Below are 24,883 nucleotides of genomic sequence, written 5' to 3'. Positions count from 1 at the left end.
ACCGGCCCGGGACGGCATCAGCCTTCGACGGCAACCGCCACCGGGCCGACGCGAAGGACCCCGTCGTCCAAGGGGTCGCAGCGGACGCCACCACGGCGGCGCAACGCCCGGAACGCACCCGGGCCGATCGTGACGTCCATCCAGGCACACGGGTTCGCCGGTCGGTTCACCCGCAGCCGGACCGGCCCGTCACCCGAGTCGAGCACGAGCACCGCCCCGACCAGCTCGTCCACGGCGATACCGGCGGTGAGGATGTTCCGCCGCACCTGCACCAGATCCGAACCGAGCGGTAGCGACTCCCGGGCGATCACCGTGACACTCGCGTTGCGGTGCGCGGGCTTGCCGAAGTAACGATCGCCGAGGATACCGAGACCGGCCCGGAGCCGCACCTCGTCAACGAGCTCACCGGGTGGCGCCGGCGCGGGGCCCTCCGCGGGCCGGCCCACGTAGCGGTGCACGGGCGAGGCCAACAACTGGACGATCTCGGGCACGCCGCCGAGTCTACGAACGACTCACCCCAGCCGACGCGAAGTTGCCCGCACCGCTACTCCGCTGTCGTCTCCGCGAGGACCCATTCCAGATAGGCGGGACTGCCGGCGACAATCGGTAGGGCTATCACGCACGGAACGTCGTAGGCGTGCTCCGCGTTCGCAAGTTCGGTGATCCGTGTCACCAGAGGGCGGCGTGTGTGCAGAGCTACCCGGGCTTCCTGACTGTCGTTGATCGAATCTTGCCAGCGGTATATAGAGCGGATAGCTGTGATGTTGTGGCCGCAAGCCGCAAGGCGTTGCTCGACCAACGTTCGGGTAAATTGGATGAGCCAGTCAGGGTTGTCGGAGGTGATTACGACCTCGCATACTTCGTCATTCACTTCGGTGATCCCTCCTGCAACGGCGTCGTCATCGCGGGCTCGGGAGGTTGGGTCATGAACACGCGGGCCGTCCTGGAAGACCGGCGTGGAACACGGGGCCGCAATGCCACCCCCAGACGGAGTGGCTGACCGTCACCGCCGCGTCCGGCACGATGCGCACCTGCCGTCTCAGTCATGCCGTCATGGAAACACCTTCGCCCACTGCCGGCCACCCCCGGCGTCAGCGCCGCGAGTCATGCGTTGAAGCCGAATTTATACCCTCCCCCGCCCGGCCTGCGGGAGGTAGTGCATATTCCTCAAAGCCGTCGTTACCGCGCTGGCGGCCGTTGTGGGGCTGGGTGCAACAACCTCGGTCTCCGAATTGCCCTTCAACACCCCGGAGAAGAAGGACCCCACCGCCGAACAACGCCGGATCAACGACACGCACAATCGGCGTCATCACCGCGCTGCGGCCCGCGGCATATCCTCGGCATCCGCGACGATCAACTCATCCAGCTCGGCGCTCGCCATGACGGTAGGCCAACCCGACTCGCCGGGCTGCCGGCACGCCGGTACCGTCAGCGAGGTCACCTCGGACGACAACGCGCTCAACGGCTCGGTCAAGGCTGGAAAGGCGGGGGGTGTCCGTCGTGGTCAAGCAGCACGCCCCTACCGAACCGGTGGCACTGCGCGGACCACACCGCACAATCGGCACCTCCCACCGGCTCGACCTTCCCGCGATGCACGCCGCGTACGAGGCCGGCGAAATCCCACCGTGGACCGTCAACGACGACTGCCTGTTCACATTCAACGCGATTCCGGGACAGTTGCGGGGCGATGCAGTCCAGGTGGCGGTGCAGCCGACAATGCTTGTGGTACACGCCCGCTGGACCTAGTCCCCGACTGAGCAGTCAAAACCCACTGGTTCTGTCTACTTCGACTGCGACGGCCCACTCCACCGGCCGCTGGACGCGCTCACCAGCGGGGTCGGAGCGGCATCCGCGCCACGCGGGCTGCGGCAGCCCCGTGCGTTGGCGGGGCCGGCGCTGTCGTGGCGGTCGTCACTGTGTATGGCTTCGGCCGGCGTCATGTTCGGGACCGCTGGGAGTCGAGCAGGGCAACCCTGCGCGCTCCAGCCGTACGTCGGTAGCTGGCGTCGAGTAGCTCGTCGACCTCGTCCCAGTCGGTGTCGCCGGTCAGGTCGACCCCTATCCACCCGGAGGCGCCCAGGTAGGCTGGCACGAAGCAGCGGTGTTCGTCCGACAGCGCCGCACGCTCGTCGGGATCAACCAGCACGAGCACCGACTGTTCGTGCTGCCGATGGACGCCGTCGACTTTCACCGATCCCCCGTAGTAGGCGAAGACCTTGGTGGTGTAGAAGGCGGGACGGCCGTGGGAAACCTTCTCGGCCGCGTCGGGGAAGGCCAGGGCGAGCGCCCGCAGTCGCCTCAGGAGTGGGTCTGCCTCGTCAAACATGATGGGGTGCGGCATATCAGAATGGTAAGCACACGGTGGACGGCTGCGGCGCCCTGCCGACGGTAACCCGCACCGGCCGCAGCGGTCGACCTACGGTTCGCACGGCACATCATCGCGGCAGATCCGTGCACCCGGTTCATGGGTAATCGACCTGACCGAGGGACCACGGTAACGTCCGGGGCTCCGTTGCCTGCCTCTCCACCACCCCACCAGGATCCGCACCGAACCCCCGCCAGGCGCCGTAGGCGGCGTCTACCGGGAGGCGCGGCCCGGTGCGACGCCCCGGACGAACCCCAACGCCCGATCCCGTCGGTGGATTCAGTCGGCCTTCGTCGCTGTTGAGGGTGGTGCGGCAGCCTTCGTCCGAGCTGGGTTTGGTGCTGCCGACCGCGCAGGTCGGCTGCTGCCTCACCCGGCAGGAGCGATGACGGACACGTCGGCGACCTCCATGTCGGGGGGCGACATGAGCGCTGCCAGCACGGTCCGGGCCACGCTGCGCGGCTGGATGTACGCCTCCGCCTCGTACTGCGCACCCTCTTGTCGACGGATGTCCTGCTGCATGTGCGTGGCTGTCCTGCCGGGATAGACGCTGGTCACGCGAATACCGTTCGGACCTTCCTCCGCCCGCAACGCCTGCGCGAGCGCGCGGGCCGCGTGTTTACTCGCGGAGTATGCGCCCCAGCCCGCGTTGGTGTGCAGGCCCTGGCCGGAGTTGACGAAGACGACGTGGCCACGAGCAGTCCGCAGCGCAGGCAACAGACAACGGGTGAGTGCAGCCGGACCCGCCACGTTGACCGCATACTGACTCATCCAGCTTTCGGCCGTCGAGTTGGCGATTGTGCCCAGATCGGCCAGACCGGCGCTGTGCACGAGACCATCGACGGGGCTATCTCCAGCGGCCGGGAGGGATCCGCGAGCGGTGATCCCCTCCACGTCAAGCAGATCGAGAACGAGGAATTCGCATCCGCCCAATCGCTGGGCCGCTGCTTCGAGGCGCCCTGCGTGGCTACCCACCAGGACCAGCTGATGCCCCTGGTCGTGCAGCAGCTCCGCGACAGCTCCGCCGATGCCGCCGGTGGCCCCGGTGATCACGTATCTACCCATCAGGATCCTGTCAGGCGAAGAAGTGGACGCGGTTGATGAGACCGTCGTGCACGCGGTACGCCACCAGCACACGGATCGGCTCGTCGGCCAGTCCGTGCGCCACCTCATGGTCGATCACCCAGTCACCCTCGGTCATGCGAGCGATGATTTCCGCACGGCATCGCCCTGCAGAGAACTGATCGGCATACGCGTCACGGAGGGCTTCCCGCCCGGTGATCCGCGACCCGTCACGGCGGTCGATCCGCACGTCGACGGCGTAGGTGTTGACGAAAGCTTGCAGGTCATGGCTGTTGTAGGCGTCAAGCTGACGTTCCACGACCGCGACGGGCTTGTTGATGTCGATCACCGCTTCTGCTGCTGCTTTGCCTCGGGCTTGACCCGTTTCGACGGATGGCGTCGTTGTGTTGATCTTCAGGCTACCGTACGGGTCGACGCTGAGAACCAGGTTAGGGGCCCAAGCCGGCCGGAACCGGGCGCGTGCTGCTCCGTCAGCGGGCAGATTCCGCCCAGTTCGGCCGCCCCGCGGTCTCGTGCTGCCGAAGGCGGTACAGCAGACGCCGCAATCGCAGGCCACGACGTGCGCGACGACGCGCACGTCGAGCTGCCGCTGAAGGCGACCCACACCGCGCTGCGGTGCGTCCAGTCGGCCTGGGCAATTGCAGATCAGGGCGAACGGGCAGGCGGCCCGCGCGCCTCGGCGGTGACGTAGCCGCAGGCAGGAACTGCGCGGCCCTGGATCTCGTGATCCGGGGCCGCGCCGTGTTCGCACAAAGACAGCCGCACCGTGTTCGCGTACAGACACCAGCGTGGCGGTGGGCCTCGACGATGGCGAAGGCCTCGACTGCCGTGCCCCCGTCCGCCCGCATCTGGCGCTGGCGGCCGCGACCCGTTGCGCAGTGGCCGGGCCGAGGCCCGGGTCCGGGGGGATGTCAATGCGGCAAGGTCACTCTACTCACAGCCTGCGGATGGTCCAGGGAACGGGCCTGGCCCGGCGTTCCCTACCGCCGTGGCCGACCGCGATGTCTGGAGAGGCCTTCCAGCCGCTCCGGGGCCGGATACGGGTAGCTGACGATGCACGGCGGAAGGCCCGGCCGCTGCGGGCGGCTGAGCCTTCTGACCTGTGTTTTTGTGGGTGGAGCTGAGGGGATTTGAACCCCTAACGTCCAAGATCGATCCCAAACGGGCAGATCTGCCGCCCGACCAGGGCGGCAGCCCTCATCGACTCTCGACGTTTTACAGGGGTTTTCGGGCTCAGTTGTGCCGGATCTGTGCCCGATGATCATGCATCGGGCATCGACGGTCGTTCGCTCTCCGGCTTGACGAACGTTCCACGTTGCGGCACCACGAACAGCACGCCCTGTTCCACGAGCACGGCGATAGCGCGTCGGACGGTCGCGCGGGCAAGGCCGTACTCCTGGACAAGCTGGACCTCGGAGGGGATGGCCCGGTTGGGCTGCCAGTCACCGCGACGAATCCGGGCCATCAGGATCCCCGCAAGTTGCCGGTAGGGCGGCAGCGGCGCACCGTGGTCGATGTCGGCGTCCGGGTCGGGCTCCATGCTCTCGACGCTAGAAGTCTCGACACGAGCCGCTCCGACCTTCTACGTATCTAGACGTAGGTAGACCAGGATTGGTACGGTGCGGCCATCCCGCTGCGCTGGTCGTGGAGGACCCGAACTCGCCTCGGTGCGGCGGCACCCCCTGCCCGGTCGGGCTCCCCCATACCCGACCGGGCAGGGCTCAGCGGCAGGGAGGTGCGGCGATGGCGGAAGTTCAGCCCCCGGTCTCTGGCCAGGAGTTCTGGATCACCCGTGACGCATCAGTGCAGTTCACGGGCAAACGCTTCCTGTTTCGAGTGATCTCGGTGTGCCCAAAGCCCACCTACCACCGTTGGGCTTGGCTGACCGGATACGTGCTGAACAGCCAGGGCAGCGCGACAGACAAGCGGGAGATCTTCGTGCAGGTGGCCGGTCTGCACCCCGCCCGTCGCCTTGTCCGGTAACCAGTGGCACAACAGATCGACTAGTCGGCCTTCGTGTTGCGGACCCCGACCCCGACCGACACCGCCACAGTGGCGCAGTTGACCCAACCTCGCCCGACACGAACCCGGCCCCTGGCGGCGAAGCTGGCCACCAACGGCCACCCCTCCCCCTCCCAGGTGAGCAGTCGATCTGACCCCGCACGGCCGCAGCGCCGGCTCCTGGGCGACCCGCGTGCCCTCGACGGCCACCGCCCCCATGCTTGGGGCTAGCCGGTCAACCCTGCTGCGGCATCCTCGGACCTGCCTACGGCGAACGTGGGCAGCTTCCCCGCGTCCCGCTGTCGCTCTGCCTCGCTGGCTGCTGGTTTCGTCCTCTGCACGTCGCGCCGTGCGCCGGGGCGTGACCGGCCGCCAGGCCGCACGCGCGCCCCGGCGCGACACGGCGGCGGGCCGCAGGCCCGCCCTTGACCAAGGAAAGAAAGTCTGAACACACCACGCTTCAGCCACAAGGAGAAGCCGGCTACGCGGCGGTCGACTGCTCCCACGGGTACGGCATGGCCTTGAGCCGCGCGACGTGCTCAACGTGGCGTCGGTGTCGCTCCTCATCGCCAGCTGCTTCCGCGTCGTCGGCCCAACCCTGGACCTCGGCGATCCATGCCTCATGGTCGGCGCGCAGCAGGTCACGGAGCGCCTGCATATGCTGATCAACGGTCATGGTCCGAGCCTCCTAGCCGTTCATCGAGCCTACCAAGTTCGTACCGACTGTCTTCAACCTGGCGTCGGTAGAACTCTTGGTGTTCCTCGTATTGCGTGATGAACGCGCGGGCTCGCTCAATCTGAGCAACGAGCCTCATTCGCTCAAATTCGTCTCGTTCTTTTGGGGTGGTCATGCTTTTACGGCTTCCCTTCAGCGCCTTTTGGTCGCAATATAGCTACGAGTTCACGCAGTGAGCTGCATGAAGCGTTCATGAATCTGATGGGCGGCCTCGTCTGGGCAGACGACCCCGGTGTCGATGGTTAGGTCTGCGTCTGACAACGGGGGCGTCTCACTCCATGCCTGTAGCCGGGCTTCAGTGTCGCCTGTTGCTCGTGCGGCGATGCGCTCCTGAGCGACATTGCGGACGCAGTAAATGTAGACAGTGAGCCAGCGCGCTGCGGGTACGGACGACCTGATTTCCTGAACGGCTTCGACCTGGCCGAGGTGCAGCACGGTTATGTGGTGCTTGAGGTCCGCCTCTAGCGTGGGTCGATCGACAATGTATAGGGCTCCGTATCGTCGGTTCTCCCACACGACATCGCCTGCGGCGCGCAGTTGGTCGATGTGCTCGATGGTCGTCATACGGTACCCGGCGGTCCTCCCTGGCCCTGTCTTCAACCGAGGGAATAGCCGGTAGGCCGGATCGATGTCGATTAGTGCACGGGTAATGGTGTCCTTGCCGGCGGCGGGAGGTCCGTAGAGGATGACCCCGCGCATCATGAGGATGTGCGTTTGAGTATGGTGTCGAGCAGTTCTGCTGCCTGAGCCTGCAAGGGCGCGCTCGATGCACAGTTTTCCACGACAAGGTGCGGCGCTGCCGGGCGGAAGGCCAAATCAATGGTGGCCAGGTAGGCGGGCCAGTCCGATAGTTTGAAAGCGTCGCGCGCTGCACCTCGTCGCCGGATGTAGGTATGCATGGTTACTGGGTCACAGTACAGCCAAACGAAGGTGACGGTCGCTTCTAGATTCGCAAACGATGCCACGGTTCGACTGGTCCACGCCGAGTCGCTGAACTCGCGGATGAACGGCGCAGTGACAATAGCACTGTTGCCGCATCCCACGTTCTCCAGCGCAGCGGCGGCCAGTGCCTCGTACTCGCGTGGTCGGATCTCCCGCAGGTACGTCTCGGACTCCCGATCGTGCGGCGATAAGCCGAGAACCTCAAGGGCGGCTTCGACAACCGGGCGAGTCGCTGTGTCCTTATCGAGCATCGGCCAGCCGGTCTGTCGAGCAAGGACCCGTCCGAGCTCGGTCTTCCCGCTGCCGGGGTAGCCGCCGATCAGGATGACGTGCGGCTTCGATAGCCGGATTACGCCCCTGCGAGCCTGGTTCGGGTTGCGCACTACCCGCTTAGAGCGTGACTTGCTTTCGATCAAACCCTCGCCAACGAGCAGCCTCATCGCCTCGCTGATGGTGAAGACGCTGGTATCCCACTCTGCCGCCAGCTCTCGGGTCGACGGGAGCACCTGACCGTCGCGCAGCACGCCGGCTTCGATGTCGTTGCGGATGTGACGCGCCACCTGTTGGTGCTTGCTCTCTGTTGGCGAGAGGCGCGGACGGGGGGATGGCATGAGTTGTCCTCGCTGTGGATGTCGCTCGTCGCCACCGAGCCTATCAGTCACCTATCAGTTGTTCAGGGCGGAGCCCCTGCTCAACGGGACTCCAAAAAAGATCTTGAGCCAAACAGTTGGTATGTCGAGCTATCAACTGTTAGTGTCTGGTTATCGCAGCACAGCCGACGAGTCCGGCGGCAGACACACAGGCCAGAGGGAGTGTCAAGTTAACGGCTGATCTTGGTTGTTGAGGTGGTCAGTTGTTGGCCGGGGTGAGCCGGCCTTCGAAGGCGATCTGGAAGGCGTTCAGTGGTGCTTTCCAGCGCATGGTCCAGCGTCGGCGGCCGGCTCCGGTCGGGTCGAGGCTCATCAAGGCCATGTAGACGCACTTGAGTGCGGCCTGCTCGTTCGGGAAGTGGCCACGAGCTCGCACGGCCCTGCGGATACGGGCGTTGACGGACTCGATCGCGTTCGTGGAGCAGATGACCTTGCGGATCTCCACGTCGAAGGCGAGGAACGGCACGAACTCCGCCCACGCGTTCTCCCACAGCTTCACGATCGCCGGATACTTACGGCCCCACGCCTCGGCGAACTCGAGGAACCGCTCGGTGGCGGCGTCCTCGGTCGCCGCGGTGTAGACCGGCCGCAGCGCTTTGGCGATCTTGTCCCAGTCCTGCCGGGCGGCGTAGCGGAACGAGTTGCGCAGCAGGTGCACCACACACGTCTGCACGATCGTGCGCGGCCACACCGTCTCCACCGTCTCCGGCAGTCCCTTGAGCCCGTCACAGACCAGCATCAGCACGTCGGCCACGCCGCGGTTCTTCAACTCGGTGAGCACGTGCAGCCAGTACTTGGCGCCCTCGCCGCCGTCACCGGCCCAGATACCGAGGATGTCGCGGTGGCCGTCGACGGTGACCGCCATCGCGAGGTAGATCGGCCGGTTCGCGACCTGACCGTCCCTGATCTTGACGTTGATGGCGTCGATGAACACGACCGGGTAGACCCGGTCCAGGGGCCGGTTCTGCCACTCGGCCATGCCGTCCATGACCTTGTCGGTGATCGTGGAGATGGTCTGCTTCGACACCTCAGCGCCGTAGACCTCAGCCAGGTGCGCGGCGATCTCGCCGTGGGTCAGGCCCTTGGCCGACAGCGACAGGACCATGTCGTCGACGCCGGTCAGACGCCGCTGCCGCTTACGCACGATCTGCGGCTCGAACGTCCCGGCGGCGTCGCGTGGGACCCGCACCTCGACCGGCCCGACGTCGGTGAGCACCGTCTTGGTCCGGCTGCCGTTACGGGTGTTCCCGCTACCCCGACCCGCCGGGTCGTGCTTGTCGTAGCCGACGTGGTCGGTGATCTCCCCATCCAACGCCGACTCGAGGACCCGCTTCGTCAGCTGCTGCAGCAGCCCACCCTCGCCGGTCAGCTTCAACCCGTCACCACGAGCCCGATCGACCAGCATCGCGATCAACTGCTCATCCGTGACCGCACCCACCGGCTCCACGGCCGGCTGTCCCACGGTGGTCTCGGTCGTCATCTGGCGTCTCTCCCTTGATCGGTCGATCAGCCGTTATTTGTACAGTCCCATCTCCGATACGACCCCGCCGACGTGCGGGCCTGGTTCGACAAGAAAGCGGCCTGACGTGCCTATCGATGACCTGTGGTACCTGACCAAGCGGGGGCCGGACAAGAAGCGGCTCCCCTCCAAGCGGCATGGCCGGGGCAAACGCTGGCGGGTGCGCTACACCGATGCCGCCGGTGTGGTCCGCGAGAAGCTGTTTGAGCGCAAGGTCGACGCTGACGCCTTCGACCTGGAGGCCCGCGCCGGCATCGCGGAAGAGACCAAGGTCGACCAGGCGGAACGGCAGGTGAACTTCCGTGAGTACGGCGAGCGGTGGCGGCTCTCGCGGCAGATCGGGCAGGCCCTCGACTACCAGCGCCACACGGAGTCCCGCCTTCGGCACCATCTCTATCCGCATCTCGGCAAGCGGCAGATGCGGGCGATCACGGTCACGGACGTACTGGAGTGGGTGGCGCTCCTGTTGCGCAACAACGTGGCGCAGTCGTCGGTGAAGACCTACTTCGACCTGTTCAACGCCGTCATGAACGCCGCTGTTGCGGACAAGGTCATTTCCGACAACCCGTGCAAGGCGGTGCGGCTGTCGGCGATCCTGCGGGGCTTTTCCCGGGCTCCGAAGTGGGTTCCGACCGATGAGGACATGCTCGCCTTGGTCGACGCTGTTCCCGACCGGTACCAGGCGGCCATCTGGTGTGGTGCCGGTGAAGGGCTGCGCCTGGGTGAAGTGCTTGGCCTGGAGGACGGCGTGCGGTGCGTCGACCGGCCTCGCCAGGAGCTGCACGTGGTTCAGCAGCTTCGCTTCCACAAGAGCCAGTACGGGGGGTTCTACCTCGCTCCTCCGAAGGCTGGCTCTGTCGGTGACGTGGACCTCGACGACCATGTTGCGCTGGTGCTCGCCGAGCACGTCCGCAAGTACCCGCCTGCGTTGGTCGAGCTGTCCGACATCACCGCCGGAACTCCGGATCCAGGAAAGCAGGCGAAGTGCCGGGCGGTACCGCTGCTGTTCACCGACGAACAGGGTAGACCGATCCATGATCAGCGCTGGTCTGACCTGTGGCGTGGCTGGCGCAAGGCGGCGGGCTGGCCCGAGGAAGGCACCTTCCACTCCCTGCGGCACTACTTCGCCACTCGCCTGATCACCTCGGGCGCTGACCCGACCGACGTGCAGAACGCTCTACGGCACTCCAGCCTGCGAATCACGCTGGAGACCTACGTGCACTGGTGGCCGAAGAAGAACCGTCGCCGCAACATCGTCAGCACGGCGCTCCGGGAGGCTGCGGGTAACCGCTCCGGGGTGGCGCTTCCGGGCTGAGTTGTGCCGGATCTGTGCCAAATGATCAACGACCAGCGTTTCCACTGGTCGTTGACGGTATGGGTGGAGCTGAGGGGATTTGAACCCCTGACCCCCTCGATGCGAACGAGGTGCGCTACCGGTCTGCGCCACAGCCCCTCCGCCGGTGAACCGGCGTCGGTCCACCCGGTGTGTACCGGGCGGGCCGGCGACAAGGCTAACAGGTTCCCGGCCCGTCCCGCGAATCACCCCGGCGGAGCGACCCGGCCGCCGGGGTGATCACGCCGAGTGGGTTCCGCGACCGGACTGGTAGGGCCGACCGCGCAAGCCGCCGGTACGGCGATAGGAGACCGTGCCCCCGTTCGCTGCGGGCGGTAGGTCGGCCGGCCGGTCCAGGCCCATCGCGGCACGGCGGACGGCCTCCCGCTGGGCCGCCAGGCGACGCTGGGCCTCACGGCGGGAAGCCGCCCGGCGGGCCTGTTCGCGGCGGACCTCGGCCTGGCGGGCGGCCAGCCAGGCCGCGTCGCGGGCCTGCGCTCGGCGGCGCCGCTGGTCGGCGACGGCGCGCGAGCGCAGGTGCACCATGTACACCGCGAGCAGAGTGCCGGTGACCGCGAAGCTGATCCAAAATCCGGGTCCCACCACCAGCACGCCGACCAGCTCGACCGCGTTGAGCAGCAGCAACGCGGCGAGCACCCGGCGGCGCCGGTAGACGGCCGGGGTGTGCTGCCGGCGGCGCGGCGGACGACGACGAGCGCCGCCCGCGCGACGCGGGTCACCGGCGCCGCCGGCGCGGAGCCGAGTGCCACCGGAGCGGTCCGCCGGCGGCACGGCACGCAGCCGGTCCGGCCGGCGGGACCCGGCGGGCGGGCCGGAGATCGGGGTCGCGAGCCGACCGGCCAAGCCATCATCACTCAAGGTGACGACGAGAGTGCGGGGCGGGTTGACCGGGCGGCGGCCGGGGACAGTGCGACGTCGCCGGCGGCGCTGGAGCACCCGCGCCGTCGACTGCGCCCGCTCCGCCGCCAGCCGCTCGGTGGCGTCGTACCGGCGAACCAGGGCCGGCGCGAGGGCGAGCAGGCCGGCGGCGGCGAGGACGGCGAGGAGCACCGAGGTCGGCACCCTCACCCCTCCCGTCACCGAATTCGGAGCAACCGCCAACCGACCGCAGGATTTTCACCGATCAGCCTCGGGGACGAGGATCGTACGGGCGGGCTGCGCTTGCCGTAGCTTGCAGTTACCTGAGGTTACGGGCGCCCGTGCCCGATGGTGCCGCGCCGCGCCGATCGTCACGGGTGGGACGGTTCACCCGGTTGTCGCGCGCACCCGGTGCCAGCGAGCCAGCAGCCCACCCTCGGCGGCGACATCTTCGCTGGTCATCGCGTACCCGATATGGTCACGCCAGGTGCCGTCGATGTGCATGTATCGCAGGTGGTACGCCTCCTCGCGAAAGCCGAGCTTCTCCACCACCCGGCGGGAAGGCCGGTTCTCCGGTCGGATGTTCACCTCGACCCGGTGCAGCCCGCCCGGACCGAAAGCCTGGTCGACGGCGAGGGCCAACGCGGTCGGGATAACGCCCCGCCCGGCCACCCGGGAATCCACCCAGTAGCCGACGTATCCGGAGCAGAACGCCCGGCGCACGATGCTGCCGATGTTCACGTGCCCGACCAGGCGCTCCCGCCCGCCCGCGCGGAGGCAGACCACGAACGGCATCCCCTCGCCGGTCCGGGTGGAGCGGCGCTGGTCCCGGTACACCCAGCGAAAGGCCGCCGGCGAGTTCAGCTCGTCCCAGCCGCCGGGCAGGGAGGACTCCCAGGGCGCGAGCCAGGCTTGGTTCGCGCGGCGCACCTCGGACCAGGCCGTGGCGTCCGAACGCCGGTACGGTCGCAGCAGAACCGAACCGTCCGTGAGGGTGACCGGCCAGCCAGGCGTACGGCGTCCCAGAAGGCTCACCCGCCCGATCCTCCGCCCCCCGGCGCACCGGGGGCAAGTACCTTCACCGGCGGCGGTCCAGCAGGAGCACGTCCACGGTGGAGCCGGCGGCCGCGGTGGTGACCCGCTCACCGAGCACCATCAGCCCATTCGCCTCGGCCAGCCCGGCGAGTGTCAGCGGCCCCCCGCGCAGCGGCTGGACGGTGTAACCGCCGCCGCGCCGCTCGGCGACGTGCGCCGGGCGGAACTCGCGCAGCCCGGCCGGGGAGGAGACGGTTTCCAGCAGGTGCGCGCGGACGCTGGGCCGGAACACCGGCTCTGCACCGGCGAGCAGGTTGATCGCCGGCCGGGCCAGCACCTCGAAGCCGATCAGCGCGGCGCCCGGATCACCGGGCAGGCACACCACCGGGACCTCCTCAGGGCCGACCGTGCCGAAGCCGAGCGCGGTGCCTGGATAGAGCGCCACCGCGGTGAAAGTCACCGGCCCCGCCCGATTCCCCTCGCGCCGGGACATGATCCGCCGGACCATGTCGCCCGGCCCGGTGCCGGTGCCGCCGGTGGTGATGATCAGGTCGGCGCGCAGCGTCTGGTCCTCCAGCAGGCCGCGCAGCCCCTCCGGGTCGTCGTCGCAGATGCCCACCCGGTACGCGAGCGCCCCCGCCTCGGCCGCCGCGGCGGTCAGCGCGTGCGAGTTGACGTCGACCACCTGACCGGGTTGGCTGCCCCGGCCCACCTCGACGAGTTCGTCGCCGGTGGCCACAATGACCACCCGCGGGCTGGGGCGGACCACCACGTGCCCGATGCCCGTGGCGGCGAGCACCGCCACCAGCGCCGGTGTGACGTACGTACCGGCGCGGGCGAGCAGGACGCCGGCCGGGATCTCCTCACCGACCTTGCGGACGCCGTACCCGCGCTTGGGGGTGCGGCGGATCTCCACCGCGGCCATGCCCTGGTCGGTCCACTCCACCGGGACCACCACGTCGGCGCCGATCGGCAGGGGCGCCCCGGCGGCGACGGAGAAGCACGCCCCCGGGGTGAGCCGGACCGGGCGCCAGCTCGCGGCACCCAGATCGCCGACCACGTTGAGCCGGACGGTACGCCCGCCCGGTGAGCCGGCCTGGGCCGGGACGTAACCCACGCCCCGGCCGCCACCGGCGATGTCCTCCCACCGGGCCGCGTACCCGTCCACGGCCGCCTGGTCGAAGGCGGGAAAGGAGTGCGGCGCGACGATGTCCTCGGCAAGGACGTTGCCGTACGCCTGGGTGAGGTCGAGGTCGAGCGGAGGCAACGCGCGCAACCTGCGCAGCACGCTGCCCAGGTAGTCGGCGAGCGGCGTCAACTCGTTCGCGGCCGCCTCGGCGTCGGCCGTCGCGGTCATGTACTCGGACCACCCGACGAGTCGGAGTTGACGAAGTCGGCGAGCCACTTGCGGAAATCCGGACCGATGTCGTCGCGCTCGGCGGCGATCTGCACAACCGTCTGGAGGTAGCCCAGCGGCATGCCGGTGTCGTAACGGGTACCCCGGTAGACGATGGCGTGCACCGGCACCCCCTCGGTGCGCAGCAGCTCCATCGCGTCGGTCAGCTGGATCTCCCCGCCGCTGCCCGGGCCGGTCCGACGAATCGCGTCGAAGATTCGGCCGGGCAGGACGTAGCGGCCCAGCACGGCGAGGTTGCTGGGAGCGTCCTCCGGCTTCGGCTTCTCCACCATGCCGGTCACCTTGACGACCTCACCGACGTCGGTCAGCTCCGCCTCGGCCGGCTCGACCGACGCGATGCCGTACCGCTTGGTCTCGGCCGGGTCGACCTCGAAGAAAGCCAGCACCACGCCACCGGTGCGGGCCTGGAGCTCCAGCATCGCCGGCAGCAACGGCTGGTCGAGCTTGACGAACTCGTCACCGAGCAGCACCGCGAAGGGCTGGTCGCCGACGTGAGACTCGGCGTACCCGACGGCGTGGCCCAGGCCGAGCTGCTCCGGCTGCCGGCAGGTGTAGATGGCGGCCAGCTCCTCGGTCCGCTTGACGGCGGCGAGCAGTCCGGGCTTCTCCGCCAGCCGCTCCTCCAGGTCGGGGCGACGGTCGAAGTGGTCCACCATCGAGGTCTTACCCCGCCCGGTGATCAGCAGGACGTCGTTGATGCCGGCCTGGGTGGCCTCCTCGACGATGTACTGCAGCACCGGCCGATCGACCACCGGGAGGAGTTCCTTGGGAACTGCCTTGGTGGCCGGCAGGAACCGGGTGGCGAGTCCGGCGGCCGGGATGACGGCCTTGACCGCGCGGGGACGGCCGGTCGCGGCGGCCGACGTTGAGGGGTTCGCTGAGTGCTCCGACATGTCGCGAGACTATCGGCCACGGCCCTGTCGTGGCGGGTGAGGACCGGAAGACGCGCCGCCCCCCGGAGCCGGGCGCGCGGCACCGGGTGCGGCCCCGGGGCCGGTCAGTTCCGGACGGGCACGAGGGGCGGGGGTCGGCTCCGGGTCAGCCTGGACACTGCCGGCCCGGGGCAGACCGTCGTCCGGGCTGACCGCGCCGGCCGGCACCGGGATCTCCCGCAGCGGTGGCGTGGCGCGGGACACGACAGCGACCCGCCAGGTGTCCCGCCCGCCGGCCTTTGCCGCGTACAGCGCCCCGTCGGCGGCGTCCAGCACCTGATGCCCGGTGCCGCCGTTGTCGGGGTAGACGGCGATGCCGATGGAGACGGTCACCGGCACCAGGGCCGGTGCGCCCGGACCGTCGACGGTGATCGGCACCTCCCGGATGGCGACGCCGAGCCGCTCGGCCAGGATGGTCGCGCCTCTGGCGTCGGTCTCCGGCAGCAGCACCACGAACTCCTCGCCGCCCCGCCGGAACGCCAGGTCCACCTCGCGGATCTCGCCGCGCACCCGGCGGGCGAACTCGACCAGCACGGTGTCCCCGGCGGTGTGCCCGTAGGTGTCGTTCACGTGCTTGAAGCGGTCCAGGTCGAGAGCGAGGACGCTGAGCATCCGACCGAACCGGCTGGCGCGCTCCACCTCGCGACGGATGGACTCTCGCAGGTACCGGTAGTTCCACAGGCCAGTCAGCGGGTCAGTCAGGGACAGCCGCTGGGCCTCCTCGTGCACCCGCACGTTGTTCACCGCCACCGCCGCGTGACCAGCAAAGGTACGCAGCGTCACCACGTCGTCGTCGTCGAACTCGTCGTCGCCGAGCCGGTCGTACAGGGCCAGCACGCCGAGCACCGTCGCCGGGGCCGTGAGGTCCGGCGCGGGACCGTCGGGACGTGTCGCGCCCTCTCCGGGGGTCACGAACGGCACCGCCACGTACGTGCTGCAGCGCGGCTCTCCCGGCGGCGCGGCGGCCGACTCGACCCGCCCGTGACGCGGCTCCCCGGTCACCGCGACCGCACCCACCACACCGTCCAGCGGTATCCGCACCGGGCCGGGCCGGTCGGTGCGGGCCGTCAGTCCTTCCGTGCACTGCGCGACCAGCGCCCCGCCCCCGTCCACCAGCAGCAGTGCGCCGGCCCGGGAGCCGGTGGCCGCGATCGCGCTGTGCAGGATCACGCGCAGGATGCGTTGCAGGTCGTGGGTGCTGGCCAGGGTGTCGCCCAGCACCGCCAGGTGCCCGCGCAACTGGTCCCGGCTGCTGGTCAGCGCGGTCACGTAGGTCCCCGTCTCCCGGGTCATCCGGTTGAACGCACCAGCCAACCGCCCGATTTCGTCGCGGCTGCGCACCGGTACCCGCGCCGTCAGATCCCCTCGGGCCACCCGGTCGGCCGCACCGGCCAGCTCAACCAGTGGACGGGTGGTGGCCCGGGCCAGCCGCCCCGCGGCGGCCACCGCCAGCAGGGTGGCCACCAGCACGGCAGCCACCAGGGCGGCGTACAGGCCGGGTGGCTGGTCGCTGGGGACCGACAGCACCAGCGGCAGCGGCTGCCCCTCCGCCGGACCGACGCGCCGGATGTACCGGCCGTCCGCGGTGCCGACGACCCGCTCGCCGTCGAGCCCGCCGGCGGCGGCGAGCACCGCCTCGCGCACCCCGTCCGGCTCGGTGGTGTGACGGAGCCGGACGGGCGTGTCGGAGCCGTCGAGCAGGGTGACCGCTACACCGGTGACCGCCGCGAGCCGCGCCACGAAGGCCGGGTCGACGGGCTGCGCCGCGATGACGGTGCCCAGCGGCGACCCGGTGGTGTCGCGCACCTCCACCCCGGCGGCGAGGGCCCACAGCGGTCCGGCGGCCGGGGCGCCGACAGAGCAGTCCCGCCAGGGGGCCGGCGGCGCGTCCGGGGTGGCGTGCACGACACGGCCCGTCACGTCGGTCACCAGCACGGCGGCGGCCAAGCCCCGGCTGACCACCTGGCCGGCGGCGGCCGGGCGGTTGTCGGTCAGCGCCACCGCGTCGGCGGCGGCCCGTAGCTGCTGGCAGAGGGCGTCGACCGAGGTGCGCACGGCGGCTGCCGCGACGGCGAGCCGCTCGGCGGACCGGCTACGGTCGACGACCGTCACGGCCGACCCGACGAAGAACGCCCCGGCCAGCACCGGGCCGAGCACCACCGTCAGGAAGGCTGCGGTCAGGCGCCCGCGCAGTGTCACTCGGTCCCCCCGGAACTTCGCCGGCCGATGCTGCGATGCTGACACAGAGCCACCACTCGGCGAGCGCTGCGTCAGGAGTGTTGCGGTGCCAGATTTTTCTGATGAAGCGGAAGCGCGCACCGGCGCGAAGCGGGCAACCCGCGCCGCGCTGCTCGCCGGCCGCCGGGCGCTGACCGCGCCGCAACGGGCCGCGGCCGCCGGGCGGGTCCAGGCCGACCTGGTGGCGCTGGTGCGCCGACTGCGCCCGCACCGCATGACGGCGTACGTGCCGGTAGCCTCCGAGCCGGGCGGCCGGGACCTGCCGGCGGTGCTGCACGCGGCGCTGCCGCCGGACGGCGAGCTGCTGCTGCCGGTGCTCCGCGACGACCTCGACCTGGACTGGGCGCCCTGGACCGGACCGGACGCGCTGCTGCCGGCCGGGCGGGGAATGCGGGAGCCGGCCGGGTCCAGGCTCGGGGTGACCGCCGTGGCCGGGGCGGAGCTGGTGGTGGTGCCGGCGCTGGCGGTGGACCGCCGGGGAGTGCGGCTGGGCCGGGGTGGCGGGTCGTACGACCGGGCGCTCGCCCGCGTTTCGTCGACCGCGTTGACCGTGGTGCCGCTGCACGACGGCGAGTTGGTCGAGGCGCTGCCCGCCGAGGCGCACGACCGCCGGGTCCGTGCCGTGGTCACCCCCGCCGACGGGCTGCGTGCGCTGGATCCCACTTCGCGGGTGTGACCGGCCCACCCAGGTGTCGCGCCCCACACTTCCGCTGGACGAATCCGCCGGTGATGACGCACCATTGGCACTCGAAGATGTCGAGTGCCAACCCGGCCGTGCCAGATCCGGAGGAGAACGTGCCCACGTACCAGTACGCCTGCACCACGTGCGGCCACCAGCTCGAGGCGGTGCAGTCCTTCTCTGACGAGCCGCTGACCGAGTGCCCGGCGTGTGAGGGGCGGCTGCGGAAGCTGTTCAACTCCGTCGGCATCGTGTTCAAGGGCTCGGGCTTCTACCGAACCGACTCCCGTTCCGCCAGCTCCGACTCCAGCTCCGACTCCGGCAACGGCCCCGCTGCCGACAAGCCCGCCGCGTCGAGCGGCGACGCCGGCTCGTCATCGACCAGTTCGTCGACGTCCGGCTCCTCACCGTCGTCGACCGGCTCGGCCGGCGGTTCCACCGGCGGCTCGACGAAGGCCCCGGCCGCCAGCACCTCCAGCTGAGGGGCCACGGAAGGGTCCCTGCTTGACGCCTCGCGTTGACCAGGGACCCTGGCGTGACGCCTCGACCGGATCAGTCCCAGTGCGGCGGGCGCTCGGCCAGCAGCCACTCGTCGTGTCCGGTCGAACGCTCGCCCCAGCCCCGGTCGGTGTCGTCGGTGGTCTGCTCGGGCAGCACCACGAAATCGTCGTCGCTCAGGTCGACCCGCCGGTCGTCGTCGCCACGCACGCCGGATGTCCCAGGCTCCTCGGTGCCCACGAGCGGCAAGACTAGCGCAGCGCCGCCGCTCGCCGGCTGGGCGCAGCCGGCCACCGCGGACCTGGCGCACGGTCCGGAAGCGGCGAGCGCGTCCGCCGGCACCGTCGTCTCCCGCTCGGCGCGGCGGCCCCGACCACCGTCTCCCGCTCGGCGCGGCGGCCCCGACCACGCATTCGCCGGCATGGGCAGTCGCGTTGGTAGCGTCGGACGGCGTGACGACCCCCGGCAGTTCCCCGGACGACTACTGGCGACGGCCCGACCCGGGGCCGGGGGACCAGCCGGCCGCCCCCGACGAGCCCGCCGCGTACCGGCCGGCGGCCCACCCGACGCCCGGCGGATACGCCGGTCCGCCGCCGACCACGCCTCCACCGACCGGTTGGCGCCCACCGCTACACGTGCAGCCGCCACCGCCCCGGCGACTCCCCCCGCAGGACCTGGCCGAGCTGGATCTGGCCGAGCAGCGGGCACAGCACGTCACCTGGACCGTCGCCGCCGTGGCCGGCATGGTGCTGCTGGTGCTGATGTGCCTGCTCTGCTCGCGGTTGATCTTCTGAGCCGGGTCAGAGGGTGTTGCCCCAGACCGCCTCGGCACCGGAGTGGCCGGTGAGGTAGACGTACACGAGGCTGACGCCGGCCAGGACGACCACCACCACCGACAACGCCGGGGTCGCCCAGAACGGAAGCTTCGGGACACGGGGGTGACCGCTGGTCACCACGAGCAGCAGGACGGCGGCCACGGCCAACGGCAGCACGTACCGAAACAGGAGGTCGCCGTACCGCGAGTGTTCGAAGATCTGATCGACGATCGGGCCCTGCAGTCCGCGGGCGACGAACACGTCGGTCAGCGCCTCGCCGGACTGCACCGCCACCCAGGCGGTGACCGGCGCCGCCACCGCCAGCAGCACGATCGCCCAGTCGATGCGGGACCGGAACCGGGGCAGCGCCACGTACGCGATCGACAGCAGCGCGAGCAGCGGTACGAACACCACGACCGCGTGTACGACCAGCGCATGCACCGGTAGACCCTGGATCTCCTTGAACATCGGCACCTCCGGCAGACGCGATCGCGGGAGGTCAGCCTACGGTGCGCCGGCCCACCCGCCCAGGACTCTCACCGGGGCTACACGCGCCCCCGCCCGGACCGGTTCACGTGCTTCCCCGTTCCGGCGGTGGTCGTGGCGACCACGTTCGGGAGCTCGGTTGTCGACCTCCCACCCGCGTGCTGTCATTGGCACATGTCCAGTGGTGAGGAGTTGCTCCGGTCGAAGGGCCTTCGGGTCACCCGGCCGCGCCTCGCCGTCCTCGAGGTGCTGGCCTCGGGCGGCCACCTCGAGGTGGAGGAGATCACCCGCCGGGTCCGGGAGCGCCTCGACTCGGTCTCCACCCAGGCGGTCTACGACGTGCTCGGCGCGTTGTCCCGGGCCGGCCTGTCCCGCCGGATCGAACCCGCGGGCAGCCCGGCCCGCTACGAGGCCCGGGCCGGCGACAACCACCACCACGTGGTCTGCCGGGGCTGCGGCGAGATCGCCGATATCGACTGCGCTGTCGGCAGCGCGCCCTGCCTCGACCCGCACCCCGCGCACGGGTTCGAGGTGGACGAGGCGGAAGTGACGTTCTGGGGGCTCTGCCCCACCTGCCAGGTCCACCGCTCCGCCGACGTCCGACGGTGAGGGCCGGTCGTTCACCGTCCTCGACAACCCGGTCGCTCACCGCGTTCGCCCCGGCGCCCCCGAACCCGGCGTCGGGCGTCAGGCCCCGTCCGGCGTCCGTGCGAGGGCGGCCCACGGCTCCTTGCCCGGGGTCTGCGCCCCGGCCGGGCAGGAGCGCCGGTAGTCGCACCAGCCACAGCGCGGCCCGGGTGTGACAGGAAAGGACTGGTCCGGATCGGCGCCGCCGGCGACCGCACGCTCGGCGGCCATGATGTCCCGGGCGGTCTGCTCGGCCCGGGTGAGTTGCCGGGCAAGCGACTCGGCGGTGTGCTCGTGCGCGGCTACCGTCCCGGTCGGCAGGTGGTGCAGCTCCACCCGGTGGCACGGGCGACGGAACGTCCGCTCGGCCGCGTACGCGTAGAGCGCCAACGCCTGCGAGCCCCGCGCGTCGTCCGCGTCCAGCCCGCTGCGGCCGGTCTTGTAGTCCACGATGACAAGTTCGGGGCCGACCGGTCCGGGTCGGGAGTCGATGCGGTCGGCGCGGCCGTTGAAGGCCAGCACCCCGGTCTTCACCGCGACCACCCGCTCCACGCCCACCGGGTCGGCGCTCGGGTCCAGCGTCTCGACGTACGCCTCGAGCCAGCTCAGCGCCCGCCGGTAGGCGGCCCGCTCCTGCTCGTCGTCGCGGTACCCGTCGCGGACCCAGGTGCCCTTGAGCAGGGTGCCCACCACTTCCGGGCGACGCCGCGCGGCGGGCAGGGCGAACCAGTTCTTCAGGGCGGTGTGGACACTGGCGCCGAGCGAGTTGTGCGCCCACGGCGGGCCCTTCGGTGGGGCTGGTCGGTCCAGGTACGAGTAGCGGTAGCGCCGGGGGCAGTCGGCGTAGGCCCCGAGCCGGCTGGGGGTGCAGACGAACAGCCGCTCCGGCATGCCCTCGAAGCCGAGCTGCTCGGGCTCCGGGCCGCGGGGCCGGGGGGTGGCCGTGGATGGTCGTCCGGCGGAGGAGGGTCGTCGCACACCGTGATCCTGCCATCCACCCCCGACCGGATCAGACCATGGTCGCGTACTGCTCCACGAACGCGGCCACCGCGTCGGCGATGAGCTGCACCGCGATCGCGGCCAGGAGCAGACCGGCGATCCGGGTCAATACCTCGATCCCACCGGGGCGCAGCACCTTGACGATGCCGCCGGAGAAGCGCAGCACCACCCAGACCGCGAGCATCACCGCGACGATGGCGGCCGCGATCGCGGTGACGTCGGCTGCGCCGTCGGCCTGCTGCACGAAGAGCATGGTGGCGACGATGGCACCGGGGCCGGCGAGCAGCGGGGTGCCCAGCGGCACCAGCGCGATGTTCGAGGTGGCCTGCTGGCTGGGGTCGTCCGCCTTACCGGTCAGCAGTTCGAGAGCGACGAGCACCAGCAGCAGTCCGCCGGCGGCCTGGAGCGCGGGCAGGTCCACATGCAGGTAGTCGAGCAGGGTCTGCCCGGCCACCGCGAAGATCACGATCACCCCGAGCGCGAGCGCGACCGCCTGCCACGCGGCCCGGTTCCGGTCCCGCGCCGCCAGCGGACCGGTCAACGCGAGGAAGATGGGCATCATGCCCGGCGGGTCGACGATCACCAGCAAGGTCACGAAAACCTCACCGAAGAGCTTGAGATCCACCCGAACAACCTAGCGGTGCGATCACGGCTGGCAACTCGGATCACCCGGAAGCGACCTCGGTCACCCCGGCTGCGGCGATCCGCTCGTACGCCTCGTCACCGGTGGTGAACGCCCCCAGACGGACCGTCTTGTGCGTGCCGTGGAAGTCGGACGATCCGGTCGTCAGCAGGCCCAGCTCGGCGGCGAGGGCGTGGACGTGCGCCCGCTCGGCGGGCGAGTGGTCCTCGTGATCGGCCTCCAGCCCCATCAGCCCGGCGGCGGCGAGGTCCGCGATCAGCGCGTCGGGCACGATCCGCCCCCGCCTGGTGGCGCGCGGGTGGGCGAAGACCGGTACCCCGCCGGCCGCGCGGACCAGCCGGACCGCGCGGAAGACGTCGATGTCCTCCTTGGGTAGTCGATATCGCCCACCCAGCCAGTGCGGGCCGAACGCCTCGGTGGTGGTGGCGACCAGCCCGGCCCGGATGAGCGCTTGGGCGATGTGCGGCCGGCCGACTGTCCCGCCGCCCGCCCCGGCCAGGATCTCCGGCCAGCTCACGTCGACGCCGTCCGCCTGTAGCAGCCGGACGATCCGCGCACCGCGTTCCTCGCGGGCACGGCGCACCCGGGCCAGTTCCGCGACCAGTTCCGGGGCGTGCGGGTCGAAGAGGTACGCGAGCAGGTGCAGCGGTACCGGAGGCTCCTCGCCGTACCATCGGCAGGACAGCTCCGCTCCGCGTATCAGGCACAGCCCGGGCGGCAGCGCACGGACGGCCGGTTCCCAGCCGGCGACGGTGTCGTGATCGGTGATCGCGACGACGTCGAGGGCGGCCTCCGCCGCCGCCCGGACCAGCTCGGCGGGGGTGAGCGTGCCGTCGCTGGCGGTGGAGTGGGCGTGCAGGTCGATCCGCGTGCTCATCGCCCGACGCTACCCGGCGGTGGGCGCTGGGCGGCTCGGTCGTCTGCCCGGTCGCCGGATCCCACCGTCGCCACGAACTCACGGGACGCCTCCTCCCGAAGATCACTGCTTGCCACGATCCACCTCCGCACCGCGTCCCGCCCGGCGGGTTCCCACCGAGAATGGTGTGCGGTCATTCGATGTTCGGGCAGCAGCCCTCAGGCACCGTCGTCGGCCTTGGCCTCGTCGGCCTCCTTGCCCAGCCGCGCCTCGACCGCCTGCGGCTCGTACATCTCCTCGACGACCCGTAGGTAGAGTTCGTTCGGGTTGGGCAAATTCTTGATCTCGCGCAGCGCCTGCTCCTGGCCAGCCGACTCCAGCACGAACGTGCCGTAGTTCAGCGCCCGCCCGGCCGGCGTCTGCTCATATTTCATGTCCGTGACGCGGACCAGCGGCATCATCGCGACCTGACGGGTGATAATGCCGTTGACCACCATGACCCGTTTGTTGGTCAGGATGAAGCGGTCGTACCACCAGTCGGCGACCCGCCATGCCACCCAGCCCATCACCGCGAACCAGAGCAGTACGGCGACGGTGGTGAGGGCGCCCACGTCCCGTCCGGCGAGGAAGCCGGACAGGTAGCCGAGCACGAAGGTGGCGGCCACGCCGATGAGTAGCGGCGTGGCCAGATGAATCCAGTGCCGCTTCCACTCGCCCCGATACCGCTCGGTGGGGAAGAGATAGCGCGCGACGAGCGAACTCGGCTCGTCCTCCAGGGGCAGCACCCGGCGCGGCGCCATACCGGAGGCGTCGGCCCGTAGGCCGGCCAGTTCGTCCTCGGAGATCTCAGGCGACTGGTAGCCAGCCTCGGGGTCGCGGATCCACGCCCGGCCGGACGGACCCTCGCCCGGGTAGCCCGGACCGTCACCAAGACCAGCGTCGTCCGAGAGGGAGGGGCCGCCGGGGCGGCCGGGATCAGAGCCGTAGCCGAGACCGTCATCCGGGTCGACGCGGGGGATTGGTTCCGTGTCTCGTTCCCGGCGCTCCCGGTCGGGATCGTCGGGGTCGAAGGGTGGACCGGAGGGGCTACCCATGGGTGGCTAGGCGACGATGTTGGTGAAGAAGTCGCCGAACCCCTGGGCGATGTCCACGATGCCGCCCCCCAGGGACTTGAAGACGTCGGCGGCGGAGTTCGGCCGGTAGGCGACGAAGAAGATCAAGAATGCGATGCCGGCCCAGGTGAAGACCTTCTTGACCATGGCGGGCCATCCTCTCGCGCGGCGCCGGGTCCGAATACCGCAGCAGTACTCAGGGTATCAGCGTGATGTCGTACAGTTACTCCTGCGTCCGTTCTCCGACATTCCGGGTGACTTGTCAAGCCTTCCCGTGCAGGTACGGAGACGGTGCGCCGTACACGAGCCCGGGTGGCGTCCACTCGGAGAGGTCGTGCAGCACCACGTCCTCGGCGAGCAGATGTCCCGCACTCGCCGGCCAGGCTATCGCATACAGCCACATTCCCCGAGCCTCACCGGCGTACGCGCTTCGATCCGTCGGCGAGTTCGCGAGCCACAGTGGAGTCGGGTGGCCGGCCACCCGGATCCGGGCCTGCCCGTGGTGCTCCGGATGCCCCGGACCCGGGCCGGTCAACGCCTCGGCGAGCTGCGGCCCCGGGTCCGGCCCGATGATGCCGGCGAAGCGCGTGCCCAGTCCGACGCCCGGTTCCTCGGCGACGAAGAGCAGGTCGGCCGGACCGCCGCCGAGCGGCTCCGGCCCGGCACAGGCGACCACCGTGGCGCGCACCCCGGTGCGGTCGTCGCCGGCGTACGCGACCCCGGTCATTGTCCAGCCCTGCGGCAACGGCCACGGGCACCACAACGGCACCGCCGGCCGGTGCGGCGGCTCGGCGTCGACGGTGACCCGGTCGACGACGCTGGCCACGATCTCCGCCCCGATGTGCTCCGGCACGTGCAGCGGCGGGACCGGACCGCACCGTAGGCACCGTGACTCCGAATGCATGAGGTCCGGCGGGCGGACCGCGCCGCCGCACCGGGGACAACTCACCTCGACGCTCACCACCCCACCGTCACCCTGGCGACCTCCGACGTCAAGCGAAGCGCCACTTTCGGTTTACCAGCCGTAACCAGCAAGCG

General features: G+C 70.3%; 31 protein-coding genes, 1 tRNA gene and 1 pseudogene. 7 read left to right on the top strand and 26 right to left on the bottom strand.

Annotation, left to right across the window (positions count from 1 at the left end):
• Positions 1 to 17: 17 nt before the first annotated feature.
• The 3 genes from QTQ03_RS23425 to QTQ03_RS23415 form a co-directional block, all read right to left on the bottom strand.
• Positions 18 to 491, bottom strand: coding sequence for a molybdenum cofactor biosysynthesis protein (locus QTQ03_RS23425; protein WP_289279907.1), 474 nt, complete (start codon positions 489 to 491; stop codon positions 18 to 20).
• Positions 492 to 544: 53 nt separating this feature from the next.
• The gene (gene cutA / locus QTQ03_RS23420) at positions 545 to 871 is read right to left on the bottom strand and encodes a divalent-cation tolerance protein CutA (RefSeq protein WP_289279906.1); all 327 of its coding nucleotides are present in this window, start codon (positions 869 to 871) and stop codon (positions 545 to 547) included.
• A gap of 438 nt (positions 872 to 1,309) precedes the next feature.
• Positions 1,310 to 1,474, bottom strand: a complete 165-nt coding sequence (locus QTQ03_RS23415; RefSeq protein ID WP_289279905.1) for a hypothetical protein — start codon at positions 1,472 to 1,474, stop codon at positions 1,310 to 1,312.
• A 26-nt stretch (positions 1,475 to 1,500) separates the two neighbouring features.
• On the opposite strand from QTQ03_RS23415, the gene QTQ03_RS23410 reads away from it, so the two are divergent.
• Positions 1,501 to 1,746: a hypothetical protein gene (locus QTQ03_RS23410; protein WP_289279904.1), complete on the top strand. Its 246-nt coding sequence runs from the start codon at positions 1,501 to 1,503 to the stop codon at positions 1,744 to 1,746.
• 190 nt (positions 1,747 to 1,936) lie between these two features.
• On the opposite strand, the gene QTQ03_RS23405 is transcribed toward QTQ03_RS23410, so the two are convergent.
• The 4 genes from QTQ03_RS23405 to QTQ03_RS23390 form a co-directional block, all read right to left on the bottom strand.
• On the bottom strand, positions 1,937 to 2,341 hold the full coding sequence (locus QTQ03_RS23405; RefSeq protein WP_289279903.1) for an MmcQ/YjbR family DNA-binding protein: 405 nt from the start codon (positions 2,339 to 2,341) through the stop codon (positions 1,937 to 1,939).
• Between the two features lie 393 nt (positions 2,342 to 2,734).
• Positions 2,735 to 3,433: an SDR family oxidoreductase gene (locus QTQ03_RS23400; RefSeq protein ID WP_289280958.1), complete on the bottom strand. Its 699-nt coding sequence runs from the start codon at positions 3,431 to 3,433 to the stop codon at positions 2,735 to 2,737.
• Positions 3,434 to 3,440: 7 nt separating this feature from the next.
• Complete coding sequence (locus tag QTQ03_RS23395; RefSeq protein WP_502889813.1) at positions 3,441 to 3,776, bottom strand: nuclear transport factor 2 family protein; 336 nt, start codon at positions 3,774 to 3,776, stop codon at positions 3,441 to 3,443.
• A 933-nt stretch (positions 3,777 to 4,709) separates the two neighbouring features.
• Positions 4,710 to 4,988, bottom strand: coding sequence for a GntR family transcriptional regulator (locus QTQ03_RS23390; protein WP_289279902.1), 279 nt, complete (start codon positions 4,986 to 4,988; stop codon positions 4,710 to 4,712).
• Positions 4,989 to 5,191: 203 nt separating this feature from the next.
• On the opposite strand from QTQ03_RS23390, the gene QTQ03_RS23385 reads away from it, so the two are divergent.
• Entirely contained in the window at positions 5,192 to 5,431 is a 240-nt protein-coding gene (locus tag QTQ03_RS23385) for a hypothetical protein (protein WP_289279901.1), read from the top strand.
• A 499-nt stretch (positions 5,432 to 5,930) separates the two neighbouring features.
• On the opposite strand, the gene QTQ03_RS23380 is transcribed toward QTQ03_RS23385, so the two are convergent.
• From QTQ03_RS23380 to QTQ03_RS23365, 4 genes are all read right to left on the bottom strand, one after another.
• The gene (locus QTQ03_RS23380; protein WP_289279900.1) at positions 5,931 to 6,125 is read right to left on the bottom strand and encodes a hypothetical protein; all 195 of its coding nucleotides are present in this window, start codon (positions 6,123 to 6,125) and stop codon (positions 5,931 to 5,933) included.
• A gap of 225 nt (positions 6,126 to 6,350) precedes the next feature.
• Positions 6,351 to 6,749 (bottom strand): P-loop NTPase family protein, encoded by a 399-nt coding sequence (locus QTQ03_RS23375; RefSeq protein ID WP_289279899.1) that lies wholly within the window; start codon positions 6,747 to 6,749, stop codon positions 6,351 to 6,353.
• 134 nt (positions 6,750 to 6,883) lie between these two features.
• Positions 6,884 to 7,687, bottom strand: a complete 804-nt coding sequence (locus QTQ03_RS23370; protein ID WP_289279898.1) for a GntR family transcriptional regulator — start codon at positions 7,685 to 7,687, stop codon at positions 6,884 to 6,886.
• 289 nt (positions 7,688 to 7,976) lie between these two features.
• Entirely contained in the window at positions 7,977 to 9,182 is a 1,206-nt protein-coding gene (locus QTQ03_RS23365; RefSeq protein ID WP_289280611.1) for an IS256 family transposase, read from the bottom strand.
• 181 nt (positions 9,183 to 9,363) lie between these two features.
• Here QTQ03_RS23365 and QTQ03_RS23360 point away from each other — a divergent pair, with 181 nt between their 5' ends.
• The gene (locus tag QTQ03_RS23360; protein ID WP_289279897.1) at positions 9,364 to 10,611 is read left to right on the top strand and encodes a tyrosine-type recombinase/integrase; all 1,248 of its coding nucleotides are present in this window, start codon (positions 9,364 to 9,366) and stop codon (positions 10,609 to 10,611) included.
• Between the two features lie 64 nt (positions 10,612 to 10,675).
• On the opposite strand, the gene QTQ03_RS23355 is transcribed toward QTQ03_RS23360, so the two are convergent.
• The 6 genes from QTQ03_RS23355 to QTQ03_RS23330 form a co-directional block, all read right to left on the bottom strand.
• Positions 10,676 to 10,749 (bottom strand) — tRNA-Ala (locus QTQ03_RS23355).
• A gap of 120 nt (positions 10,750 to 10,869) precedes the next feature.
• The gene (gene sepX, locus QTQ03_RS23350) at positions 10,870 to 11,718 is read right to left on the bottom strand and encodes a divisome protein SepX/GlpR (RefSeq protein ID WP_289279896.1); all 849 of its coding nucleotides are present in this window, start codon (positions 11,716 to 11,718) and stop codon (positions 10,870 to 10,872) included.
• Between the two features lie 177 nt (positions 11,719 to 11,895).
• The gene (locus QTQ03_RS23345; RefSeq protein ID WP_289279895.1) at positions 11,896 to 12,543 is read right to left on the bottom strand and encodes a GNAT family N-acetyltransferase; all 648 of its coding nucleotides are present in this window, start codon (positions 12,541 to 12,543) and stop codon (positions 11,896 to 11,898) included.
• Between the two features lie 43 nt (positions 12,544 to 12,586).
• Positions 12,587 to 13,900: a molybdopterin molybdotransferase MoeA gene (locus tag QTQ03_RS23340; protein WP_289279894.1), complete on the bottom strand. Its 1,314-nt coding sequence runs from the start codon at positions 13,898 to 13,900 to the stop codon at positions 12,587 to 12,589.
• Complete coding sequence (locus QTQ03_RS23335; protein WP_289279893.1) at positions 13,897 to 14,853, bottom strand: UTP--glucose-1-phosphate uridylyltransferase; 957 nt, start codon at positions 14,851 to 14,853, stop codon at positions 13,897 to 13,899. The genes QTQ03_RS23340 and QTQ03_RS23335 overlap by 4 nt, the downstream gene beginning before the upstream one ends.
• Before the next feature lie 9 nt (positions 14,854 to 14,862).
• A complete protein-coding gene (locus QTQ03_RS23330) occupies positions 14,863 to 17,091 on the bottom strand; it encodes a diguanylate cyclase (RefSeq protein ID WP_289279892.1) in 2,229 nt (742 codons plus the stop codon).
• Between the two features lie 85 nt (positions 17,092 to 17,176).
• Between QTQ03_RS23330 and QTQ03_RS23325 the strand changes: the two genes are divergently transcribed.
• Both QTQ03_RS23325 and QTQ03_RS23320 read left to right on the top strand, forming a co-directional pair.
• Complete coding sequence (locus QTQ03_RS23325; RefSeq protein WP_289279891.1) at positions 17,177 to 17,806, top strand: 5-formyltetrahydrofolate cyclo-ligase; 630 nt, start codon at positions 17,177 to 17,179, stop codon at positions 17,804 to 17,806.
• Between the two features lie 53 nt (positions 17,807 to 17,859).
• A pseudogene (locus tag QTQ03_RS23320) lies at positions 17,860 to 18,066 on the top strand (FmdB family zinc ribbon protein); the annotation flags it as partial.
• Positions 18,067 to 18,080: 14 nt separating this feature from the next.
• Here the strand turns inward: QTQ03_RS23320 and QTQ03_RS23315 are convergent.
• Positions 18,081 to 18,299, bottom strand: coding sequence for a hypothetical protein (locus QTQ03_RS23315; RefSeq protein ID WP_289281039.1), 219 nt, complete (start codon positions 18,297 to 18,299; stop codon positions 18,081 to 18,083).
• Positions 18,300 to 18,361: 62 nt separating this feature from the next.
• Positions 18,362 to 18,547 (bottom strand): hypothetical protein, encoded by a 186-nt coding sequence (locus QTQ03_RS23310; RefSeq protein WP_289279890.1) that lies wholly within the window; start codon positions 18,545 to 18,547, stop codon positions 18,362 to 18,364.
• Between the two features lie 212 nt (positions 18,548 to 18,759).
• Between QTQ03_RS23310 and QTQ03_RS23305 the strand changes: the two genes are divergently transcribed.
• Complete coding sequence (locus QTQ03_RS23305; RefSeq protein WP_289279889.1) at positions 18,760 to 19,101, top strand: hypothetical protein; 342 nt, start codon at positions 18,760 to 18,762, stop codon at positions 19,099 to 19,101.
• Positions 19,102 to 19,107: 6 nt separating this feature from the next.
• On the opposite strand, the gene QTQ03_RS23300 is transcribed toward QTQ03_RS23305, so the two are convergent.
• Positions 19,108 to 19,590 carry a DUF2231 domain-containing protein gene (locus QTQ03_RS23300; protein ID WP_289279888.1) on the bottom strand — a complete coding sequence of 161 codons (483 nt, stop codon included), beginning with the start codon at positions 19,588 to 19,590 and terminating at the stop codon, positions 19,108 to 19,110.
• Between the two features lie 192 nt (positions 19,591 to 19,782).
• On the opposite strand from QTQ03_RS23300, the gene QTQ03_RS23295 reads away from it, so the two are divergent.
• On the top strand, positions 19,783 to 20,217 hold the full coding sequence (locus QTQ03_RS23295; RefSeq protein ID WP_289279887.1) for a Fur family transcriptional regulator: 435 nt from the start codon (positions 19,783 to 19,785) through the stop codon (positions 20,215 to 20,217).
• Positions 20,218 to 20,295: 78 nt separating this feature from the next.
• On the opposite strand, the gene QTQ03_RS23290 is transcribed toward QTQ03_RS23295, so the two are convergent.
• The 6 genes from QTQ03_RS23290 to QTQ03_RS23265 form a co-directional block, all read right to left on the bottom strand.
• Positions 20,296 to 21,126: a RecB family exonuclease gene (locus QTQ03_RS23290; RefSeq protein WP_502889886.1), complete on the bottom strand. Its 831-nt coding sequence runs from the start codon at positions 21,124 to 21,126 to the stop codon at positions 20,296 to 20,298.
• Positions 21,127 to 21,244: 118 nt separating this feature from the next.
• Positions 21,245 to 21,859 (bottom strand): MarC family protein, encoded by a 615-nt coding sequence (locus tag QTQ03_RS23285; RefSeq protein ID WP_289279885.1) that lies wholly within the window; start codon positions 21,857 to 21,859, stop codon positions 21,245 to 21,247.
• A 40-nt stretch (positions 21,860 to 21,899) separates the two neighbouring features.
• Complete coding sequence (locus QTQ03_RS23280; protein ID WP_289279884.1) at positions 21,900 to 22,754, bottom strand: PHP domain-containing protein; 855 nt, start codon at positions 22,752 to 22,754, stop codon at positions 21,900 to 21,902.
• 197 nt (positions 22,755 to 22,951) lie between these two features.
• Complete coding sequence (locus QTQ03_RS23275; RefSeq protein WP_289279883.1) at positions 22,952 to 23,827, bottom strand: PH domain-containing protein; 876 nt, start codon at positions 23,825 to 23,827, stop codon at positions 22,952 to 22,954.
• A gap of 6 nt (positions 23,828 to 23,833) precedes the next feature.
• On the bottom strand, positions 23,834 to 23,992 hold the full coding sequence (locus tag QTQ03_RS23270) for a hypothetical protein (RefSeq protein ID WP_289279882.1): 159 nt from the start codon (positions 23,990 to 23,992) through the stop codon (positions 23,834 to 23,836).
• Between the two features lie 115 nt (positions 23,993 to 24,107).
• Positions 24,108 to 24,806 (bottom strand): DUF6758 family protein, encoded by a 699-nt coding sequence (locus tag QTQ03_RS23265; protein ID WP_353890612.1) that lies wholly within the window; start codon positions 24,804 to 24,806, stop codon positions 24,108 to 24,110.
• Between the last annotated feature and the right edge of the window lie 77 nt (positions 24,807 to 24,883).

The organism is Micromonospora sp. WMMA1363, assembly GCF_030345795.1.
GTDB lineage: Bacteria > Actinomycetota > Actinomycetes > Mycobacteriales > Micromonosporaceae > Micromonospora.
Note: the sequence above shows the minus strand (reverse complement) of the source record. Positions and strands in the feature narration are given on the sequence as shown.

Bases quoted from the DNA above. Each gene is read 5' to 3' on its own strand.
- QTQ03_RS23335 (WP_289279893.1), bottom strand. From the start codon at position 14,853: ATGTCGGAGCACTCAGCGAACCCCTCAACGTCGGCCGCCGCGACCGGC.
- QTQ03_RS23275 (WP_289279883.1), bottom strand. From the start codon at position 23,827: ATGGGTAGCCCCTCCGGTCCACCCTTCGACCCCGACGATCCCGACCGG.
- QTQ03_RS23290 (WP_502889886.1), bottom strand. From the start codon at position 21,126: ATGCCGGAGCGGCTGTTCGTCTGCACCCCCAGCCGGCTCGGGGCCTAC.
- QTQ03_RS23365 (WP_289280611.1), bottom strand. From the start codon at position 9,182: ATGCTGGTCGATCGGGCTCGTGGTGACGGGTTGAAGCTGACCGGCGAG.
- QTQ03_RS23270 (WP_289279882.1), bottom strand. From the start codon at position 23,992: ATGGTCAAGAAGGTCTTCACCTGGGCCGGCATCGCATTCTTGATCTTC.
- QTQ03_RS23295 (WP_289279887.1), top strand. From the start codon at position 19,783: ATGTCCAGTGGTGAGGAGTTGCTCCGGTCGAAGGGCCTTCGGGTCACC.
- QTQ03_RS23375 (WP_289279899.1), bottom strand. From the start codon at position 6,749: ATGACGACCATCGAGCACATCGACCAACTGCGCGCCGCAGGCGATGTC.
- QTQ03_RS23300 (WP_289279888.1), bottom strand. From the start codon at position 19,590: ATGTTCAAGGAGATCCAGGGTCTACCGGTGCATGCGCTGGTCGTACAC.
- QTQ03_RS23390 (WP_289279902.1), bottom strand. From the start codon at position 4,988: ATGGAGCCCGACCCGGACGCCGACATCGACCACGGTGCGCCGCTGCCG.
- QTQ03_RS23340 (WP_289279894.1), bottom strand. From the start codon at position 13,900: ATGACCGCGACGGCCGACGCCGAGGCGGCCGCGAACGAGTTGACGCCG.
- QTQ03_RS23280 (WP_289279884.1), bottom strand. From the start codon at position 22,754: ATGAGCACGCGGATCGACCTGCACGCCCACTCCACCGCCAGCGACGGC.
- QTQ03_RS23380 (WP_289279900.1), bottom strand. From the start codon at position 6,125: ATGACCGTTGATCAGCATATGCAGGCGCTCCGTGACCTGCTGCGCGCC.
- QTQ03_RS23405 (WP_289279903.1), bottom strand. From the start codon at position 2,341: ATGCCGCACCCCATCATGTTTGACGAGGCAGACCCACTCCTGAGGCGA.
- QTQ03_RS23385 (WP_289279901.1), top strand. From the start codon at position 5,192: ATGGCGGAAGTTCAGCCCCCGGTCTCTGGCCAGGAGTTCTGGATCACC.